Source organism: Clostridium sp. D33t1_170424_F3 (assembly GCF_015667585.1).
In the GTDB taxonomy this organism is placed as follows: Bacteria; Bacillota; Clostridia; order Oscillospirales; family Acutalibacteraceae; genus Anaeromassilibacillus.
The window spans coordinates 23,308-42,662 of record NZ_JADPEG010000002.1 but is presented as its reverse complement, the minus strand read 5'-3'; the positions used below and the strand labels follow the sequence as shown (position 1 = coordinate 42,662).

At 52.8% G+C, this 19,355-nt stretch carries 18 protein-coding genes; 14 read left to right on the top strand and 4 right to left on the bottom strand.

All coding sequences use genetic code 11. From position 1 onward, the window contains the following. The first annotated feature begins 35 nt into the window (after window positions 1–35). The 13 genes from I4V53_RS01660 to I4V53_RS01600 all read left to right on the top strand — a co-directional run bounded on the left by I4V53_RS01660 (window position 36) and on the right by I4V53_RS01600 (window position 14,007). Window positions 36–530 carry an NADH-quinone oxidoreductase subunit NuoE family protein gene (locus I4V53_RS01660; protein ID WP_195983682.1) on the top strand — a complete coding sequence of 165 codons (495 nt, stop codon included), beginning with the start codon at window positions 36–38 and terminating at the stop codon, window positions 528–530. A gap of 1 nt (window position 531) precedes the next feature. Next, window positions 532–1,086, top strand: coding sequence for an ATP-binding protein (locus I4V53_RS01655; RefSeq protein ID WP_195983681.1), 555 nt, complete (start codon window positions 532–534; stop codon window positions 1,084–1,086). 2 nt (window positions 1,087–1,088) lie between these two features. After that, a complete protein-coding gene (locus I4V53_RS01650; RefSeq protein WP_195983680.1) occupies window positions 1,089–1,460 on the top strand; it encodes a (2Fe-2S) ferredoxin domain-containing protein in 372 nt (123 codons plus the stop codon). A 12-nt stretch (window positions 1,461–1,472) separates the two neighbouring features. Further along, entirely contained in the window at window positions 1,473–3,266 is a 1,794-nt protein-coding gene (nuoF, locus tag I4V53_RS01645; protein ID WP_195983679.1) for an NADH-quinone oxidoreductase subunit NuoF, read from the top strand. A gap of 18 nt (window positions 3,267–3,284) precedes the next feature. Next, window positions 3,285–5,030 (top strand): NADH-dependent [FeFe] hydrogenase, group A6, encoded by a 1,746-nt coding sequence (locus I4V53_RS01640; RefSeq protein WP_195983678.1) that lies wholly within the window; start codon window positions 3,285–3,287, stop codon window positions 5,028–5,030. Window positions 5,031–6,136: 1,106 nt separating this feature from the next. After that, window positions 6,137–7,411, top strand: coding sequence for a dihydroorotase (locus tag I4V53_RS01635; RefSeq protein ID WP_286166984.1), 1,275 nt, complete (start codon window positions 6,137–6,139; stop codon window positions 7,409–7,411). 69 nt (window positions 7,412–7,480) lie between these two features. Next, window positions 7,481–8,413 (top strand): orotidine-5'-phosphate decarboxylase, encoded by a 933-nt coding sequence (pyrF, locus tag I4V53_RS01630; RefSeq protein WP_195983676.1) that lies wholly within the window; start codon window positions 7,481–7,483, stop codon window positions 8,411–8,413. Further along, window positions 8,410–9,171, top strand: a complete 762-nt coding sequence (locus I4V53_RS01625) for a dihydroorotate dehydrogenase electron transfer subunit (RefSeq protein WP_195983675.1) — start codon at window positions 8,410–8,412, stop codon at window positions 9,169–9,171. The genes pyrF and I4V53_RS01625 overlap by 4 nt, the downstream gene beginning before the upstream one ends. 16 nt (window positions 9,172–9,187) lie before the next feature. Further along, complete coding sequence (locus I4V53_RS01620) at window positions 9,188–10,105, top strand: dihydroorotate dehydrogenase (protein WP_195983674.1); 918 nt, start codon at window positions 9,188–9,190, stop codon at window positions 10,103–10,105. Continuing rightward, complete coding sequence (locus tag I4V53_RS01615; protein WP_286166983.1) at window positions 10,095–10,868, top strand: histidine phosphatase family protein; 774 nt, start codon at window positions 10,095–10,097, stop codon at window positions 10,866–10,868. The genes I4V53_RS01620 and I4V53_RS01615 overlap by 11 nt, the downstream gene beginning before the upstream one ends. Beyond that, a complete protein-coding gene (gene ruvX, locus I4V53_RS01610; protein WP_195983673.1) occupies window positions 10,865–11,299 on the top strand; it encodes a Holliday junction resolvase RuvX in 435 nt (144 codons plus the stop codon). Before I4V53_RS01615 ends, ruvX begins: the two co-directional genes overlap by 4 nt. Before the next feature lie 374 nt (window positions 11,300–11,673). Then, the gene (locus I4V53_RS01605) at window positions 11,674–13,488 is read left to right on the top strand and encodes a diguanylate cyclase domain-containing protein (RefSeq protein ID WP_195983672.1); all 1,815 of its coding nucleotides are present in this window, start codon (window positions 11,674–11,676) and stop codon (window positions 13,486–13,488) included. A 42-nt stretch (window positions 13,489–13,530) separates the two neighbouring features. Continuing rightward, window positions 13,531–14,007, top strand: coding sequence for a GNAT family N-acetyltransferase (locus I4V53_RS01600; protein WP_195983671.1), 477 nt, complete (start codon window positions 13,531–13,533; stop codon window positions 14,005–14,007). A 130-nt stretch (window positions 14,008–14,137) separates the two neighbouring features. Here I4V53_RS01600 and I4V53_RS01595 read toward each other — a convergent pair whose 3' ends face one another. Both I4V53_RS01595 and I4V53_RS01590 read right to left on the bottom strand, forming a co-directional pair. Beyond that, entirely contained in the window at window positions 14,138–14,524 is a 387-nt protein-coding gene (locus I4V53_RS01595) for a MerR family transcriptional regulator (RefSeq protein WP_195983670.1), read from the bottom strand. Window positions 14,525–15,213: 689 nt separating this feature from the next. Further along, window positions 15,214–16,047 (bottom strand): MerR family transcriptional regulator, encoded by an 834-nt coding sequence (locus I4V53_RS01590; protein WP_195983669.1) that lies wholly within the window; start codon window positions 16,045–16,047, stop codon window positions 15,214–15,216. Window positions 16,048–16,133: 86 nt separating this feature from the next. Between I4V53_RS01590 and I4V53_RS01585 the strand changes: the two genes are divergently transcribed. Beyond that, on the top strand, window positions 16,134–17,507 hold the full coding sequence (locus I4V53_RS01585) for an MATE family efflux transporter (RefSeq protein WP_195983668.1): 1,374 nt from the start codon (window positions 16,134–16,136) through the stop codon (window positions 17,505–17,507). A 70-nt stretch (window positions 17,508–17,577) separates the two neighbouring features. Here the strand turns inward: I4V53_RS01585 and I4V53_RS01580 are convergent, their stop codons facing one another. Then, window positions 17,578–18,321, bottom strand: a complete 744-nt coding sequence (locus I4V53_RS01580) for an N-acetylmuramoyl-L-alanine amidase (protein WP_195983667.1) — start codon at window positions 18,319–18,321, stop codon at window positions 17,578–17,580. Window positions 18,322–18,372: 51 nt separating this feature from the next. Next, the gene (locus tag I4V53_RS01575) at window positions 18,373–19,257 is read right to left on the bottom strand and encodes a polysaccharide deacetylase family protein (protein ID WP_195983666.1); all 885 of its coding nucleotides are present in this window, start codon (window positions 19,255–19,257) and stop codon (window positions 18,373–18,375) included. Window positions 19,258–19,355: the final 98 nt, after the last annotated feature.

Here is a 19,355-nt window from a genome sequence, read left to right as displayed (position 1 = left end):
GAATGCCGCATTTGAAATCACAGGGAGGAACGAGAATGCAAAAAAAAATCAGCAATCTGCCTTTCAGTGGAACCCCGGAGCAGGAAAAAAAGCTGCACGAGGTTATTGAAAAGCACAAGGACGACAAGGGCGCAATCATGCCCGTTCTGCAGGAGGCACAGGAAATCTACGGCTATCTGCCGGTAGAAGTGCAGACCATGGTAGCGGAAGGTCTGGGCAAACCGCTGGAGGAAGTTTTCGGCGTGGCGACCTTCTATTCCCAGTTTTCCCTTACCCCCAAGGGTAAATACAACATTTCCATCTGCCTGGGCACCGCGTGCTATGTAAAAGGCGCGGCGGCGATCCTGGACAAGGTCAGCGCGATTCTGGGCATCCAGCCGGAAGAGTGCACAGAGGACGGAAAATTCTCTCTTACCGCTTGCCGTTGTATCGGCGCATGCGGCCTGGCTCCGGTTCTGACCATCAACGACGACGTATACGGCCGTCTGGTGCCGGAGGAAATCGACGGTATTTTGGCGAAGTACAACTGATATGCGTGAGCTGTCTTTAAATGTGATGGACATTGCGCAGAATTCCATATCGGCGGGGGCGAGTCTGGTCACGATAGACGTTTGCCAAAGCAGTGCGGCGGACCGGCTGGTGATTTCGATCATCGACAACGGCCGCGGCATGAGCGCGGAGCAGGCGGCCCGGGTGACGGACCCGTTTTTTACGACGCGCACCACGCGCAAAGTCGGCCTCGGCATTCCGCTTTTTAAAATGGAGGCGGAGATGACGGGCGGCGGGCTGCAGATTCACTCTGTGCCCGGCGAGGGTACGACTGTGCGTGCGGAATTTGTGCCCTCCCACGTGGATTTTATCCCGTTGGGGGACATCAATTCCACTGTGCTGCTGCTGATTACCTGTAATACGGATCGGGATTTTGTGTTCCATCACAGAATGGACGAACGCGAATTTACCCTGGATACCCGCGAGCTGCGCGGGATTCTTGGAGAAGAGGTGGAACTGAACGCGCCGGATGTCGTTGCGTGGATCGGGGAATATCTCGAAGAACAAACAGAATGCATCAAAGGGGAGAAAATATAGTTATGAAGTCGTTAGCTGAACTTCAGGCAATCCGTGATAAAGCCCGCAGCAGAGTAACGCTGCGCGAGGGACAGGACGACGCAATCCGCGTACTGGTCGGCATGGCCACCTGCGGTATTGCGGCGGGCGCGCGCCCGGTCCTCACCACTCTTGTGGATGAAGTGGCAAAAAGAGGCCTCCAGAACGTCATGGTTACCCAGACGGGCTGCATTGGCATCTGCCAGTTTGAACCGGTCGTCGAGATCGTGGAGCCCGGCAAGGAGAAGGTCACCTATGTCAAGATGACCCCTGAAAAGGTAGCCCGCGTTGTCAACGATCATCTGGTCAACGGCAATGTCGTTACAGAATACACCATCGGCGCAAATTCAAAATAAGGAGGCTGCAAAATGTATCGTTCCAATGTATTGGTTTGCGGCGGTACCGGCTGTACCTCCTCAAACAGCGAGCTGATCATTGAGAAGCTCAAAGAAGAAATTGCCGCACAGGGCCTTGAAAAAGAGGTCAATGTGATCCGTACGGGCTGCTTTGGCCTGTGCGCGCTCGGCCCGATCATGATTATCTATCCGGAAGGCGCTTTCTACAGCATGGTAAAGCCCGAGGATGTGCCGGAGATCGTGGAAGAGCATCTGCTCAAAGGAAGAATCGTCAAGAGACTTCTGTACCAGGAGACCGTAGTGGAGAATTCCGACTCCATCAAGTCCCTGAACCACACGCCTTTCTATGAAAAACAGAATCGTGTTGCGCTGCGCAACTGCGGTGTAATCAACCCCGAAGACATCGACGAGTACATAGCGGTGGACGGCTATCAGGCGCTGGGCAAGGTCCTGACGGAAATGACGCCGGAGCAGGTCATCGATGTGATGAAGAAATCCGGTCTGCGCGGCCGCGGCGGCGCGGGCTTCCCGACCGGCCTGAAGTGGAGCTTTGCAGCGCAGAACCAGGCGGATCAGAAATATGTCTGCTGCAACGCCGACGAAGGCGACCCGGGCGCATTTATGGACCGTTCCATCCTGGAAGGCGACCCGCACGCCGTGCTGGAAGCAATGGCGATCGCCGGTTATGCAATCGGCGCGTCCCAGGGTTATATTTATGTCCGCGCGGAGTATCCGATCGCGGTTAAGCGTCTCCAGATCGCCATCGATCAGGCCAAAGAATACGGCCTGCTGGGCGAAAACATCTTTGAAAGCGGTTTTACATTCAACATTGAGCTTCGCCTTGGCGCGGGTGCATTTGTATGCGGTGAAGAAACCGCTTTGATGACCTCGATCGAAGGCAAGCGCGGCGAGCCGCGTCCCCGTCCGCCGTTCCCGGCGCTCAAGGGCCTGTTTGGCAAGCCGACCATCCTGAACAACGTCGAGACCTGGGCCAATATCCCCCAGATCATCCTCAAGGGCGCCGACTGGTTCTCCTCCATGGGTACTGAGAAGAGCAAGGGCACCAAGGTATTCGCACTCGGCGGCAAGATCAAGCATACCGGCCTGGTGGAAGTGCCGATGGGAACCACCCTGCGCGAGATCGTCGAAGAAATCGGCGGCGGCGTTCCGGGCGGCCACGCCTTCAAGGCGGCGCAGACCGGCGGACCTTCCGGCGGCTGTATCCCGGCGGCGCAGATGGACGTGCCGATTGACTATGACAACCTGATTGCCATCGGTTCCATGATGGGTTCCGGCGGTTTGATCGTCATGGACGATACCACCTGTATGGTGGATATTGCAAAATTCTTCCTGGAGTTTACCGTTGACGAGTCCTGCGGCAAGTGTACGCCCTGCCGTGTCGGTACCCGCCGCCTGCTGGAGCTGCTCAACAAGATCACCAGCGGCAACGGCACCCTGGAAGACATCGACAAGATGGAAGAGCTGTGCGAGTATCTGAAAGAAAACGCACTGTGCGCTCTGGGCCAGACCGCGCCGAACCCGGTGCTGTCCACGCTGCATTACTTCCGCGACGAGTACATCGCACACGTTACGGAGAAGCGCTGCCCGGCGGGCGCCTGCAAGGCTCTCACCAACTATCACATCATTGAAGATAAATGTAAGGGCTGTACGCTCTGCGCGCGCAACTGCCCGGTTGGCGCTATCACCGGTACGGTTAAGAAACCGCATGTGATAGACACGGTCAAATGTATCAAGTGCGGCGCTTGTATGGAGAAGTGCAAGTTCAACGCAATTGTGAAGAGATAAGAAAGGAGTGTGCCAACAATGAGTATGGTCAATATCAAAATCAACGGCATGCCCCTCTCGGTGCCGGCTGGTTCCACTATTTTGGAGGCCGCAAGATTTGCGGGAATCAATGTCCCGACCCTGTGCTTCCTGAAGGACGTCAACGAAATCGGCGCTTGCCGTATGTGCGTTGTAGAAGTGAAAGGCGCCCGTTCCCTGGTGGCGGCCTGTGTTTATCCGGTCAACGAGGGGATGGAGGTTTTCACCAATACGCCCAAGGTGCAGCAGTCCAGAAAGATGACTCTGGAATTGTTGCTCTCTGTGCATGACAGAAAGTGCCTCACCTGCAAACGCAGCGGAAGCTGTGAGCTGCAGTCGCTGTGCTATGAGCTCGGTGTGGACGATGCGGAACATTTCGACGGTTCCAAGCCGGAAGCGCTGGTCGACGAGACCACCGACTATCTGGTGCGCGACAATGGCAAGTGCATCCTGTGCCGCCGCTGCGTCGCAGCGTGCGCCAACCAGCATGTGTCCGTCATTGGCCCGAACAGCCGCGGCTTTGATACCCATATCGGCTGCATGTTCGAGCGTCCGCTGAGCGATGTGGCCTGCGTATCCTGCGGCCAGTGCGTTGTGAGCTGCCCGACCGGCGCGCTCACCGAGCGCGACCAGTGCGGCGAGGTCATGGCTGCAATTAACGATCCGGAGAAGTACGTCGTAGTACAGACTGCTCCGGCCATCCGTGCAACGCTGGGCGAATGCTTCGGCATGCCGGTTGGAACCAACGTCAAGGGCAAGATGGTTGCGGCACTGCGCCGTCTGGGTTTTGATAAAGTGTTTGATACTGACTTCGGCGCGGACCTCACCATCATGGAAGAGGCCACCGAGTTCCTCGGAAGAGTGAAGAACGGCGGCGTGCTGCCGATGATTACTTCCTGTTCCCCCGGATGGGTGAAATTCTGCGAGCATTACTTCCCGGATCTCCTGCCGAACGTCTCCAGCTGCAAATCTCCGCAGCAGATGACCGGTGCGATGATCAAGACCTGGTTTGCAGAGAAAAACAACCTGGATCCGAAGAACATCGTGGTTGTGAGCGTTATGCCCTGTACCGCGAAGAAATTTGAGATCAAGCGCGACGATATGAGTGCAGCCGGCGAAGAACTGCCGGATACCGATATTGCGATCACGACCCGCGAGCTTTCCCGCCTGATTAACATGGCGCATCTGGACTTCGTCAACCTGCCGGATGAGGAGTTTGACGACGCGATGGGCGTTTCCACCGGCGCGGCCGCCATCTTTGGCGCAACCGGCGGCGTAATGGAAGCAGCTCTGCGTACCGCCGCGGATGTTCTGGAAGGCAAGAGCGTCGAGAACGTCGAATATACCGAAGTACGCGGTACCGAAGGTATCAAGGAAGCGGTTTACCATGTCGGCGGTATGGACGTCAAGGTTGCGGTTGTCAGCGGCCTGAACAACGCCAATGAGGTGTTGGAGAAGGTTCGCAGCGGCGAGGCGGATTACCACTTTATTGAGATCATGTGCTGCCCGGGCGGATGCGTCAACGGCGGCGGTCAGCCGATCCAGCCGTCAACCGTGCGCAGCTTCACCGATTTGAAAGCGGACCGTGCCAGGGCGCTGTATGAGGAAGATAAGAACCTCCCGCTGCGCAAGAGCCACGAGAGCCCGTTGATTAAGCTGGTCTACGAGGAATATCTGGGTGAGCCCGGCAGCCATAAGGCGCATGAGCTCCTGCACACCAGCTACGTGGCGCGCAAGAAATATTAATTCATACTGGCGTGGACATCACGCATTTTAAAGGACCCGAAGCGGCAACTTGCCGCTTCGGGTCCTTTGCCGCAGCAAGTTGGAAAACTTTGCTTTTTACCGTTTAATACGGTATAATAACCTCACGCCGTGACCGGAGGCAGAGCCTCCGACGGCTGAGAGAACATTGAATCATATTGGCTTAAAAAAACGGAAAGCGTCAGTAATGAAACAGCTTTGTAGCGAACCGGATATGATTGAATAACCTCATGCCGTAACCGGAGGCAGAGCCTCCGACGGCTGGGAGAACATTGAATCATACTGGCTTAAAAAAACGGAAAGCGTCAGTAATGAAACAGTTTTGTAGTGATCCGGATATGATTGAATAACCTCACGCCGTAACCGGAGGCAGAGCCTCCGACGGCTGGGAGAACATTGAATCATACTGGCTTAAAAAAACGGAAAGCGTCAGTAATGAAACAGTTTTGTAGTGATCCGGATATGATTGAATAACCTCACGCCGTAACCGGAGGCAGAGCCTCCGACGGCTGGGAGAACATTGAATCATACTGGCTTAAAAAAACGGAAAGCGTCAGTAATGAAACAGCTTTGTAGCGATCCGGATATAATTGAATAACCTCACGCCGTAACCGGAGGCAGAGCCTCCGACGGCTAGAACATTGAATCATATTGGCTTAAAAAAACGGAAAGCGTCAGTAATGAAACAGCTTTGTAGCGAACCGGATATGATTGAATAACCTCACGCCGTAACCGGAGGCAGAGTCTCCGACGGCTGGGAGAACATTGAATCATACTGGCTTAAAAAAACAGGAAGCGTCAGTAATGAAACAGCTTTGTAGCAAACCGGATATGATTGAATAACCTCACGCCGTGACCGGAGGCAGAGCCTTCAACGGCTGAGAGAATACAGAATCAGCTGTGCGTATAAATCGTTTTCAACGCTTGGACTGTTGCACCGTTCATGGATATGTTATAATAACTTCAATGGTATAACCGGAGGCAGAGCTTCCGATTGGTGCTTGTGAAAACAGGATACTGTTATGGTAGAGGCTTTGCCTTTTTTATAAGGTAAATTCAAAAATATGAATGCTTTTAGGAGGTGCGCTTTGGAAAAGCTGCTGATACAAACGGCACGAATTCTCGATTCTGTGAATGGGCGGGATGAAACAGGCGATATCCTGATTGAAAACGGAAAGATCACCGCGGTTGGCAAAAGAATTGACTGTCCGGATGCAAAAAAGCTTCAAGCGGACGGCTTGGTTGCAGCGCCTGGATTGGTGGATATGCACGTTCACCTGCGGGATCCCGGATTTACAGAAAAAGAAGATATTTTGACAGGCTGTAAAGCGGCGGCGGCAGGCGGTGTGACCAGCCTGCTCTGCATGCCGAATACAAGACCGACGATCGATACGCCGGATACAGTGCGCTATATTTTAGAAAAGGCGGACCAGGCGGACGCGCGCGTTTATGTTGCCGCTGCGATTACGCAGGGACTGCAGAGCGGGCAGCTGAACGATCTGGCTGCGTTGAAAGAGGCGGGAGCCATCGCGTTAAGTGACGACGGACGCCCGGTGGTAGATTCCCGTCTGATGGCACAGGCCATGCAGGCGGCGCCCGGGTTGGGGCTGCGTATAGTTTCCCATTGCGAGGATTTGTTCCTTTCAAAGGGAGGCCTGATGCACGAAGGCGCTGTCTCCAAAGAGCTGGGAATTCCGGGCGTACCGGCTTCGGCGGAGGATTGCGGTACCGCAAGGGAAATCGCTTTGGCGGAAGCCTACGGCGTGCCGATTCATATCTGCCATGTCAGCTCCCGCATTTCCATCGCCATGATCCGCGATGCCAAGCGCCGCGGTGTACGGGTGACGGCGGAGACAGCGCCGCACTATTTCAGCCTGACGAACGAGCTGCTGCGCGCAAAAGACGCCGATTACCGGATGAGTCCTCCTCTGCGCACGGAGCGCGACCGGCAGGCAGTCATTGAAGGGTTGCAGGACGGCACCATCGATGCGATTGCGACAGACCACGCGCCGCATACGCCCCAGGAAAAAGCTGATTTTGCCTCTGCTCCAAACGGGAGTATCGGCATGGAGACGTCGTTGGCGGCTGGAATTACCTATTTGGTACAGCCGGGCCTGTTGACGCTCGGCGAACTGCTGCGGTTGATGAGCGCAGCGCCCGCACAGCTGTTGAATATCCCGGCGGGAGCGCTTTTGGCGGGGCAGTCTGCGGATTTGGTCCTGTTTGATGAGAAAGAAAAGTGGACCGTGAATCCAGATCAGCTCCACGGAAAGAGCCGTAACGCGGTCTTTAAAGGCCGCACTTTGACCGGTAAGGTCAAATATACCATTTGCAGAGGGAAAATCGTGTACTGCGATACCTGATAAAATGATGTGGCGGTCTGCCGTTTCTGCGAACGGCAGGTCTAAAATAATTGCTTTGGAGGAATGAAAATGTCTTTTGACAGATTGATTGAGAAAATTGCAGAGATGCAGAACCCTACGGTGGCGGGCCTGGACCCAAAGCTGGCGTACATCCCGTCCTATATAAAAGAGAAAGCGTTTGCACAGCACGGCAAGAATCTGGACGGCGCCGCCGCCGCCATTCTGGAGTATAATAAGGGATTGATCGATGCGTTGTGCGGCATCGTTCCCGCGGTTAAGCCGCAGTGCGCGTACTATGAGATGTACGGCTGGCAGGGAGTAAAAACCCTGCACGATACCATCGCGTATGCGCGTGAAAAGGGCATGTTTGTCATCACCGACGGCAAGCGCAACGACATCGGCACCACAATGGAAGCGTATGCTGCGGCGCATCTCGGTACAGTGGATGTAGAGGGCGAATGCTGCGTCCCGTTTAACGGCGATGCGCTCACTGTAAACGGCTATCTCGGTTCCGATGGTGTAAATCCCTTGCTTTCCATCTGCAAAGAACAGGACAGGGGCATTTTTATTCTGGTAAAAACCTCCAATCCTTCCTCCGGTGAGCTGCAGAACCGTACATTTGACGACGGCAAGACGCTGTATGCCACCATGGGAGCGCTGTGCGAATCCTGGGGCGAACAGCTTCCCGGCGCGCACGGATATTCCGGTGTGGGCGCGGTGGTCGGTGCGACGTATCCGGAGCAGCTGAAGGAACTTCGCACGGCTCTGCCGCACACCTTTTTCCTGGTGCCGGGTTACGGTGCACAGGGAGGCGGCGCGAAGGACGTTGCCCCGGCGTTTGACGCCAACGGCTGCGGTGCGATTATCAACGCCTCCCGTTCCATCCTGTGTGCCTGGCAGAAGCAGAACGCGCCGGAAGCGGATTTTGCCAAGGCCGCGGCCGCAGAAGCGGTACGGATGCGCGATGAAATTATCGGTGAGATTGGAACGATTCAGCTATGAAATATGATGTAAAGCAGTGCAGGATCCTGCGGAAGCAGGAGATTGCAACAGATATTTTTGATGTGACGGTACATAGCCCGGAATTCGCACAGGCGGCACAGGCCGGCCAGTTTGCGCATATTTATGTGCCGGGCAAAACGCTTCGCCGTCCGATTTCCATCTGTGGGATCGACCGGGAACAGGAAACGCTGCGCTTTGTCTATCAAATCCGGGGAGAGGGCACACAGATTCTGGCGGAACAGAGCGAGGGCGACGATCTGGACATCCTGGCGCCGCTTGGAAACGGGTTTCAGCTGGGGGATATCTCCCGCAAAGCGCTGCTGATCGGCGGCGGAATCGGCGTGCCGCCCCTGCTAGGCGTTGCGGCGGCCTATGGCCCAAACGCGACGGCGGTGCTGGGCTTTCGCAGCAAGGATGCAGTGATTCTACAGGATGACTTTGCTGCTCTGGGCTGCGCCGTCCGCATTGCGACGGACGACGGTACGGTGGGCCGCCATGGAATGGTGACGGACTGCCTGCAGGATTTGGACTTCTCCGTGATCTATGCCTGCGGTCCCATGCCCATGCTGAAAGCGGTGTGCAGAGTTGCGCGGGAACGCGGCGTGGAGTGCCAGATTTCTCTGGAAGAACGCATGGCCTGCGGGATCGGCGCCTGCCTGGGCTGCGCCTGTAAGCTGCATCGGGACGGCAAGGAGATTTACGGCCACGTCTGTAAGGATGGGCCGGTGTTCCCCTATCAGGAAGTTTGTTTAGAGTGAGGAAGGGCGGTACAATATGGCAGATTTACGAGTAAAGATTGCGGGGGTGGATTTTGCGAATCCCCTGATTGCCGCCTCTGGCACGTTTGGCTTTGGGCGGGAATACCAGGCGTTTTATCCGCTTTCCACGCTGGGAGGCATTTCCTGCAAGGGGATTACGCTGATGGAGCGTCCGGGCAATCCGCCGCCCCGTATCGCGGAAACGCCCTCTGGTATGCTCAATTCGGTGGGATTGCAGAATCCCGGCGTCGATCATTTTATTGAGAAGGACCTGCCCTGGCTGAAGCAGCAGGGGACAGTCGTCATCGCCAACATTGCGGGCAACACGCAGCAGGATTACTGCCGCATGGCGGACAAGCTTTCTGCCAGCAGCGTCGATATGGTTGAGCTGAATATCTCCTGCCCCAATGTCAAACAGGGCGGGGTGCAGTTCGGCACTTCCTGCCAGGGCGTGGAGGAGATCACTTCTGCGGTGCGCAAGTACTGTGAAAAGCCGCTGATAGTCAAGCTGTCCCCAAATGTAGCAGATATTGGGGAGATCGCAAAAGCAGCGGAGGCCGGCGGCGCGGACGCAATTTCTCTGATCAATACGCTGACCGGCATGCGTATTGACATCCGTACCCGCCGCCCGATTCTGCACAATAATACCGGCGGCCTTTCCGGCCCGGCGGTATTCCCGGTGGCGGTGCGCATGGTCTGGCAGGCAGCGCAAAAGGTCAAGGTACCTGTGGTGGGTCTTGGCGGGATCAGCACCTGGCAGGACGCGGTGGAAATGCTGCTTGCGGGTGCATCGGCACTGCAGATCGGCACGGCTCTCTTTACGGACCCATACGCTCCGGTGAAGATTCTGGACGGGCTGAACCGCTATCTGGATGAAAATCATATTGCCTCCGTTACAGAGCTGACCGGTGCGGTGTGCCCGTATGGAAATTGATAAAAAGAAAGGACCTGGCATGGAAAACGGGATGAAAGTGACAACTGATCCGATGCGGCATACGCCCATTCCGCCAAAGCCGGAGGAGGCGACACGCATATTGCTGGTGCGCCACTGTGAGGCGGAGGGCAATACAATGGGTGTTTTTCAAGGCAGCTCGGACTGCGGAATATCCGGCAACGGGGAGAAGCAGCTGGAATTGCTGGGCCTGCGGTGCCGCAATATGCGGATCGACGCGCTGTATGCCAGCCCGCTCAAGCGCGCTTACCGGACGGCGGAGGCGGTCAACCGCTATCATAACCTGCCCATCCACACGGATGTGCGATTGATGGAGCTGGACGGCGGCGATTATGAGGGGCTCCCGTGGGCGGAGCTGCCAAAAGTCGCGCCGGAGCAGGACAGCAACTGGTATACCGCGCCGCAGGATTTTATCGCGCCGAACGGAGAGTCCATGAGACAGGTGTACGACCGTGTGTGGGAAGCGCTTCTGGCGGTTGTACGGGAGAACCGTGGGAAAACCGCCTGTATCGCGTCCCATGGCTGTGCCATTCGCAATATGCTTTGTCACGCGAAGGGATGGCCTTTGGATCGGCTGAATGATGTGGATTGGTGCGACAATACTGCAATCAGCGTCATTGACTTTAACCGGGAAAATAGTCCGCATTTGATCCTGCAAAATGACGCGACCCATTTGACGCCGGATGTCTCTGTCTTTGCCAGGCAGACCTGGTGGAGGCGGGAGAATTTGGAGCGGAAAAGATGAGGATTTTAGCGGTTGATTTGGGGAAAGCGCGGACCGGGCTTGCCGTCTGTGACGAGGGAGAGCGCCTTGCCTCCCCGGCTGGTGTGATTCAGGAGTATAACCGGGAAAAGCTGGCGGCTGCCATTGCGGAGAAGGCGAAAGCATATGGCGTTGGAGAGTTTGTCGTCGGCTTGCCGCGCAACATGGATGGAAGCGAAGGGGAGAGCGCCCAGGGTGCGCGTCTTTTTGCGGAGCAGTTGCGGGCATTGACAAAACTGCCGGTTGCTTTACAGGATGAACGCGGTACAACGATCACTGCGCATGGATATTTGAACGAGACCGATACGCGCGGTAAAAAACGAAAGGCTGTGGTGGACGCGGTCGCGGCAACGATCATTTTGGAGGATTACCTCATGCGGCGCAGAAACAAAGGAAATACTCCGAACTTATAAATTCATGCTGTACAAAAAGCGTTACTGCCCATTGAATGGTTTACTGGGATAACCGGAATAAAATATAAAAAGCAGTTTCTTATAAATAGGGAACGCTGCAGAGCGACAGCTCAGCGGTGTTCCCTATTTGTTTTTGCCAGCTTGAAGGAGAGAACAAAACAAATTTTTTAGATGCAACGATAGAGGAGAAATGGAACGGTATACGTCCAGTCTATTGATTTGGAAAAAAATCGTTCATGGTATAAACAATCCTGTCGTAAAATAGGAATTTTGTATATAAATATAGGGTTTATTCTTTTCTTTGCACACTTACATGATTTATTCCTATATAATAATTTAAAAAATATTAAACAAATGTAAGGATGAAGGAAAAGATGAAGTGGAGTAAACGGGTCATTGTCTTCCTTCTTTTGTGTTTTATACTCATTTCCCTGTTGATCATTGTCTCGTTTGTACAGTATCGTACACAGCTCGATGAGGAGTTTGATCAGTTAATCGAGGAAAATCTGACAGCATACGCAGAGGGGCAAAGAACGGAAATTCAGGGAATGATAGTGGATATCAAAGGCACGTTGGAAGCGATCGCTGTCATGGTGGATTCTACGGAAATCGATCCGGAAGGTCCGTGGCTGGCAAATTATCTGCGGGCCATTGGGGAAAAACAGGCGCGCTATCAGGTGACGTATGCGTCCTTGAGCGAGTTGTTCAGCGGTTTAAACGATTCGGGCGTCCGTCCGGAGGACTGGCAGACTTACGATCTTCTGTCACGTGGAAAATCGGTGGTTTCAAACGTGCGGTTTTCCAAACGCATGGGGGAAAAGTACTATTTCAGCATCGCGGTTCCGGTATACAAAAACGGAGAGGTGGCAGGCGTTTTGAGGAGTCTGGTGCAGGCGGAGAAGCTGGTCCAGACGCTGCAGACCGGTTATTTCAGGGAATCGGTGCAAAGCTACCTGGTAAAAGGGAACGGCGATTTTGTGGAAATATCGGAGCCGCTTCCCAATAATCTGTACACAGCTATGCGTCCGTATCTGACGGAACAGGAGGATCAGGATTCCGTTCGGGAGATGTTGAAGCAAAATCAGAATACAACCTGTAAATTTCAATTGGAGGATCAAAGCTATATCTACATTTCCACTGTCTCTTTGGGCTATAACGACTGGCATATTGTGAACATTACAAGCGCCGAAAATGTTTCCCGTCATTCAAAAGTCATTATGCAGTATACGGTGGAAATGGGCGTGTTTCTCATTCTGCTGACCATAGCGGCGGGACTGGCGTTTTTCTGGACGGTGCAACGGCAGAAAAAGAAGCTGCATCTGGAGCACGAGCGTTACGCGGTTCTGGCAAAGTTCTCCGACACGGTGCTGTTTCAATATTTTTATAAAGATCAAATTTGGGAATTTACCTCTAACGCGCAAAAATTGTTGCCGCTGTCCAGTCTGCGAATTTGCGGCGGAAACGAGTCTTCTGTGGAAATATTGCATCCTGACGATCGAAAGCGCGTAGCATGGCAGCTGGAGAACCCACTGCCTGAGGGCGAAATTTGCAGCCAGGAGCTTCGTATGATGGGGTTGAACAACACGTATTTTTGGTGCCTCTGCCAATATCAGACCTTTTATGATAAAAAGAAAAGGCCGCTTTTAGCAATGGGAAAGCTGGTGGATATCAATAGTCAAAAGGAGCGGGAGCTTATTTTGCTTGAAAAATCGGAACGGGATTCGCTGACCGGACTTTATAACAAAGCTACAGTGGAAAACCAGATCCGCCTGTATTTGCGAAAAGAGCGATCCAGAGGTTTTCTCTATATGATTGATATTGACAACTTTAAGCAGGTAAATGACCGCCGCGGCCATGCAGAGGGAGACCGGTTGCTTGCGCGGATTGGGACGGTACTGTGTTCGGTATTCCGCGAAGAGAGCGATATTCTGGGACGTGCCGGCGGCGATGAGTTTGTAGCCTTTATGACAGGTTCCGACGATCAGAGTGTAGCGACGGATCGGGCGCAGCGCATCCTGGAAAAGATTCGTGCGCTCAGCGATTTGTGGGAAGGAAGCTGCCCTGTTTCCTGCAGCATTGGCATTGCCGCATGGCCGGGAGACTACACCGAGTATGAAGATTTGTTCCGCGCAGCAGATCATGCGATGTACCATGCAAAAAAGGAGGGGAAAAACACCTTCTCTTTTTAGCGTTGCAAAATGGGTCCATTGGTATAAAGGAATGAGGTGCGTATGAAACAGATTCAGTTGAGAGCATTCAAAGATACGGATATCCTTCCATTTGAGCAATGGCTGCATCAGGATTATGTGGCGCAATGGTATGAGCAGCCTTTGGAGTGGATGGATGAGGTGCGGCAGCGCAACGATGCGTTCCGTTTTATTCATCACTTTATTGCTGTATATAACGGCGCGGATATTGGATTCGGCCAGTACTATGCGTATGAAAAGAGCGGTGAGGATTGGCACGGAGCAATAGAAACAGGCGGTACCTACAGCATGGATTATCTTATTGGCGAACGGGCGTGCTTAAAGAAGGGGTTGGGAACCAGCCTGGTAAAAGCGCTGCTGACAGCGATTTTCCAAGAACCTGACGCACAGCGTGTAATCGTGCAGCCTGAGGTGGAAAATCAGGCTTCCTGCAACACGCTGCTTTCCGCGGGTTTTCAATATGATGAGGAAAACAGGCTGTACCTGTTCACGCGGATTTGACTGGCATGAAGGGGCTTTATAAAGTAACAATGCATGATAAGACCGCGGCGCACTTTTTCAGGATGCGCCGCGGCCTTATGTTTTATCTTATGCTTGTTCCGTACGGAGACAGAATCCTGTGCCGGCATGTTCAGAAATCGGCTTTTTTCAGCTTTTCCTCGGCCTTGAGCATGTGATTCTCGTAGCCGTCAATTTTCTTGTCCAGCCGGGCCAGCACGGCCTGCATGTCCGCAATACGCTCCGCCAACAGCCGCCGTTGTTCAATTAAAAGCTCTTTTCGGGCGGGGACGGTTTCGCTGCCCTGCCGAAACAAAGCGACATACTCGATCAGTGCTTCGATCGGCATGCCAGCGCCCCGCATACATTTGATAAATTCAACCCAGCGGCAGTCTTCCTCCTCATAGCTTCGAACGCCGCTTTTGTTGCGGTGTACCGGGGGAACCAGTCCAATGCGTTCATAATAGCGCAGGGTATCTGCGGAGAGGTCAAATTGCTTGCTCACTTCGGTAATCGTCATGGAAACCCTCCTGTTGCCATTCTTTGAAAAAGTAGATTAAAAACTTATCGCCAGGCAGGACGGAAACCTTGCCTGCTTGTTTCATAGTGCATTTGCCGTTAAGAAGATCATACCACTTGGAGTGAGCTTCAAGTCAAGGGGATATAGACAAATTTTATTTTTTTCTTAATATGGTGCACACTCAGACTGAGCATATAAACAGCAGGCAGGTTTTGCTGTGTACCGGGAGCCGGGGCTATGACCGGTAAATGCGGAGATGTGCAACAAACTGGAATAAGAACCTGCCGTAAATGAAAAAGCCGCCCTTTTAGGCGGCTTTTTCAAGAAGAGTTTAGAAAAGGAGAAATATGAAAAGAGAAGTTCTTGTAATCGGTTTTAGGTTCCTTTTGGAATGGTTATAGTATACCGGTCGTTTGTGAAAAATACCTGAAGGACGTTTGAAGCTTTATAAAAGGAGTCCTGATGGTTTGGTCAAGCTTCAAGGTACGGGAAATGAAAACGGCCCTGCTGCAAGCAGGGCCGTAAGTTGTCTGATCAGCACAGGCCTAAGCACTTGCGCAGCAGTTCCAAAAGATCCTTACAGTTCATGGGCAGTTCCTCCTTACAACGAAAGATTTGTCTCGCGAGGACAATGAAATAATAACAAATTTGTAACCTTTTTGCAAATGCAATTTCTGGAAGTGCAAATATCAACTGCCGGAAGAGGCAATTTCAACAGAAATTTTGGTAATATAGTCCTCGCTGTACTGGTTGGTAATTTCATCCAGCAGGCCGTCTTCGTAGGAATACGCCCCCATTTGCAGCTCGTTTTCGTTCAGGAAGGCCAGCAGCTTTTGATACGTCCCCGCAGTCGATTCATAACTGCCGCGGTGATAGGCGGTGGCAAAGGTTCCGGCGGGCTTGTAGTGCACCGGTAAATCCGCGGGAGGAACCGATACCTTTGTATAAAAGTAGACGTATTGGCTGCATCCGGCGTTCAAAATGGCCTCCCGCTTGACCATCGTGCCCAGAAAGGCGGAGCAGGGAAGCTTGTTTCTGCTGCACAGGTTGAGGTGTTCCGTCAGGATGGTCAGAGATTCGTCGTCGCTGACATTCTCAATAGAATGGCTCAGAACAAGAAATTCAGCGGGCTGTGTCTCCAGTTTGACCGTGTTGCAGTCAATCTCTTTGGCACGGCGCACCAGCTCAATTTTTGCGTCCATCATTTGGTGAATGCGGTGAAGGTTTTGCAGCGTTTCTTCGAGCGCGTCTCTCTGCCGTTCAAACAGCGAAATAAAAGCATCGGGGCTTCGTTTGTCGAGATAGGATTTAATTTCCTTGATGGGCGTTCCCATTTCACGGAGCGTGTGGATGACGCTGAAGGCTTCAAGCTGTAAGTAAGTGTACAGGCGATACCCATTTTCGCGGACCGTTTCCGGCTTGAAAATACCGACTTCGTCATAGTAGAACAAGGTTTGCTTGCTTACTCCACACATTTTGGCGAATTCCCCAGTTGTAAAAACCCATTTTATATTTTTTTCCATGATTTTAAAAAATCTCCTTGACTATATGGTTACTATATACTTTATTATAAACTATGCTGCCAATTTATACAATGGAGTTGTGCTTTATGAATTCGTTAGCAAGGGAGTTCCGCTTTGGCTCCCTGATTGGTTTTACCCTGCCGACCATCATTATGATGATCTTTCTTTCTTTTTACACGATTGTCGACGGCATTTTCGTTGCCCGGTATGTGGGGTCGAACGCGCTGTCAGCCGTCAATATCGCTATGCCGCTGATCAATATTATCACTGGCGTCGGCATTATGTTTGCAACGGGCGGAAGCGCTGTCGTGGCCAAAGAAATGGGGGAAGGGCAAGAGGAAAAAGCCCGCGGGCATTTTTCCCTGATTATATGGTTTTCCGTCCTCGTCGGTTTGGTCATTGCGGTGATCGGCTTGTTTTTTACCGGGCCTATTACACATTTGCTGGGCGCGACGCCCATCCTGTACGACGATTGCTATACCTATTCCATCATAGGGATGCTGTTTGCGCCTGTCTGCATTGTAAAATGCCTGTTTGACTATTTTCTGGTCACGGCCGGCAAGCCGCAGATTGGCCTTTTAAACAGCATTTTGGGCGGCGTCATCAATATGGTATTGGATTACGTCTTTATTGTCCCCATGCAGATGGGCATCGCCGGTGCGGCAATTGCCACCGGCATCGGGCAGCTTTTGCCAGCGATCATTGGAATTCTCTTTTTTTGCAGAAAAGGAAATGATCTGCATTTGCAAAAGCCGTCAACTGATTTTAAAACGCTGGGCAAATGCTGCGTCAACGGTGCGTCTGAAATGGTCACAAACCTGTCCATGGGCATCACCACTTTTCTGTTCAACATGGTAATGCTGCATTATCTGGGTGAAAACGGCGTAGCGGCAATCACCATTGTCCTGTACGCGCAGTTTTTTCTGGTTTCCGCCTTTTTGGGCTTTACCTCCGGCGTTGCGCCTGTCATCAGTTTTCATTACGGCAGCAAGAACTGGAAACAGGAGCAGCGGATCATCCGGTATTCGTACGTTTTCATTCTGGGTTCGTCCGCAATTACTTTGGTTGCGGCCATTCTCCTGGCGCCATTCCTGATGGGGATTTTCTCGCCGCAGGGGACGGAGGTATACGATATTGCCCTGCATGGTTTTTATCTGTTTTCCATCAGCTTTATCCCGGTGGGAATCAATATCTTTGCATCAGGTATGTTTACCGCGTTCTCCAATGGGATCGTTTCCGGTTTTCTGTCTCTCTTGCGTACGCTGGCGTTTGTGGTGTTGGGAATTTTGGTTTTACCAATGTTCCTGGACATCGACGGCGTATGGCTTACGATTCCATTTGCGGAGTTCGCCGCGGTGTTCTTCTCGATCGGCCTGACATGGAAATACCGGCAGCGTTACGGGTATGGACGAAGAGAGGATGCGGTAAAACCGGTTCCGGCGGTGCAAAAAATGGAATAAAGCGTCTGCATAGAAAAATGCACAGGTCCGCCGTGGCGAATCTGTGCATGGCCTGTGCAGGCTTTTTCTTTTAAGTTAGACGGATGAACCGGCTGTCGGAATAACCGACGTTGCCGTTGTAATTGACCACGTACCAGCCCTGCCATTCTCCGTTGACGGTAATCGGCGCGCCGTTGGGCGCTTGTGCGATGACCTGTGCTTCCAGACTCGGGCGGGCGCGGATGTTCAGGTTACCGCCTTGTGTAGTGACGACGCCCTGGCGGGCCGGTTGTGGATTGCTGATGAACGGCAGGCCGAAATACTCGGTGAGACTTTCTACAATATTGGCGGCGATCTCGTTAATATTATTGCGGATCCAGTCGGCGTCCTGTACATTGTCGTGGTAAGCGACCTCGATTAATACGGAGGGGGCGTTTGTCTTGGTCACTTCCGCAAGCGTTGTGGTAGGAACCGTTTTGACCAGGCTTGGCTGTGGATAAATGTTCTTGAAGTTGTCGGCAATGATGGTGGCGGCGCGTTTCCCGCGTTCGCTGGCGGGGTAATAGTAAACGTCGGTTCCCCTGAGCTGGCCGCTTAAATTGGGCGGAGCGGCATTGGAATGCAGCGCCAGATGCAAGTCATAATAGCCTTCGTTGGATTCCCGGATGACCTGGCCCAGGGTCATATCTTTCCGGCTGCGGGTAAAGCGGATGCCGTTGGCGCGCAGATAGGGTTCCATGGCGTCTGCGATCAGATTCATGTAATACTGTTCATTGCCGCCGCCGACATATTCGTTAAACGGCTGCAGCGAGGGACTGAGATAAATAATGGGCATTTGGATTCCTCCCTGTCATTATGGTTTAAAAAATAAGCATGTATCCTCAGTTTATGCCGCGGCTTTGGGAGGCGCCAGTTTCTTAAAGAAATCTGTGCTGCTTTGCCCCGGCGGACGCAGGTACCGCCCCAGGCCGTAAAGGCACTCGGGATCCCTGGTAATGGTGTTGACGCGGCTCTCACAGGTCAGCGTGGCGGAGAATCCCAGGCTGCGCACGATGGGGACAGCGTCGTTGCTGATTGCGCCGAAGGGGAAGACAAAGGTGTTTGGTGTGTAACCGGTGTGTTCCTGCATCTCCTGCTGCATCTGCGTGATGTCGTCGGTCAGCAGGGCGGTGTATGATGCGAGGCTTTCACCTTTCAGCTTTTTGGTGCCCAGGCGTTTCCCGTCGCTGGAATGAAGGTTGTACGAGTGATTCTGAAATTCCACATAGCCGGAGGACATCATCTCTTTGATCTGGTCCCAGGTCACATGGGAATAGGTGGCGTGGTTGGCGTCCGCTTTGCTGAACTGGTCGGTGAAATATCCGATGGGGGAAATGACGATTTTGCTTTCATATTGTTTGGCCAGAGGGAATGCGTACAGATAGTTATTATAGTAGCCGTCGTCGAAGGTAAGCATGATGGGGTTATCCGGCAGGGCCGTTCCCTCTTTTACATAGTTCAGCAGGTCCTGCATATTGACGGTATGATAGCCGTTGTCCTTCAGATATTTTAAATCCTCTTCAAACGTCGCGGGTGAAATAATGTATTTGCCCTTTCCTTCCTTCAGCATACTGTGATACATGATGATGGGAAGTTGAATGCCCTCCTGCTGTACCTGTGCACTGGCAAGCTGTGCCTGGCCGATCTTACTGCTGGTTAAGGCGCAGACGCCGACGGTTGCAAGAACCAGCAGCAGAGCCAAAACCCGCTTGATATGGAACGTTACATACATATACGGATGCTCCTTATGCAGTTACTGCTAATATATATAGAGAAATGCGGAACTTTATGATATAATAACCTCACGGCGTGACCAAAATCAGAGATTTT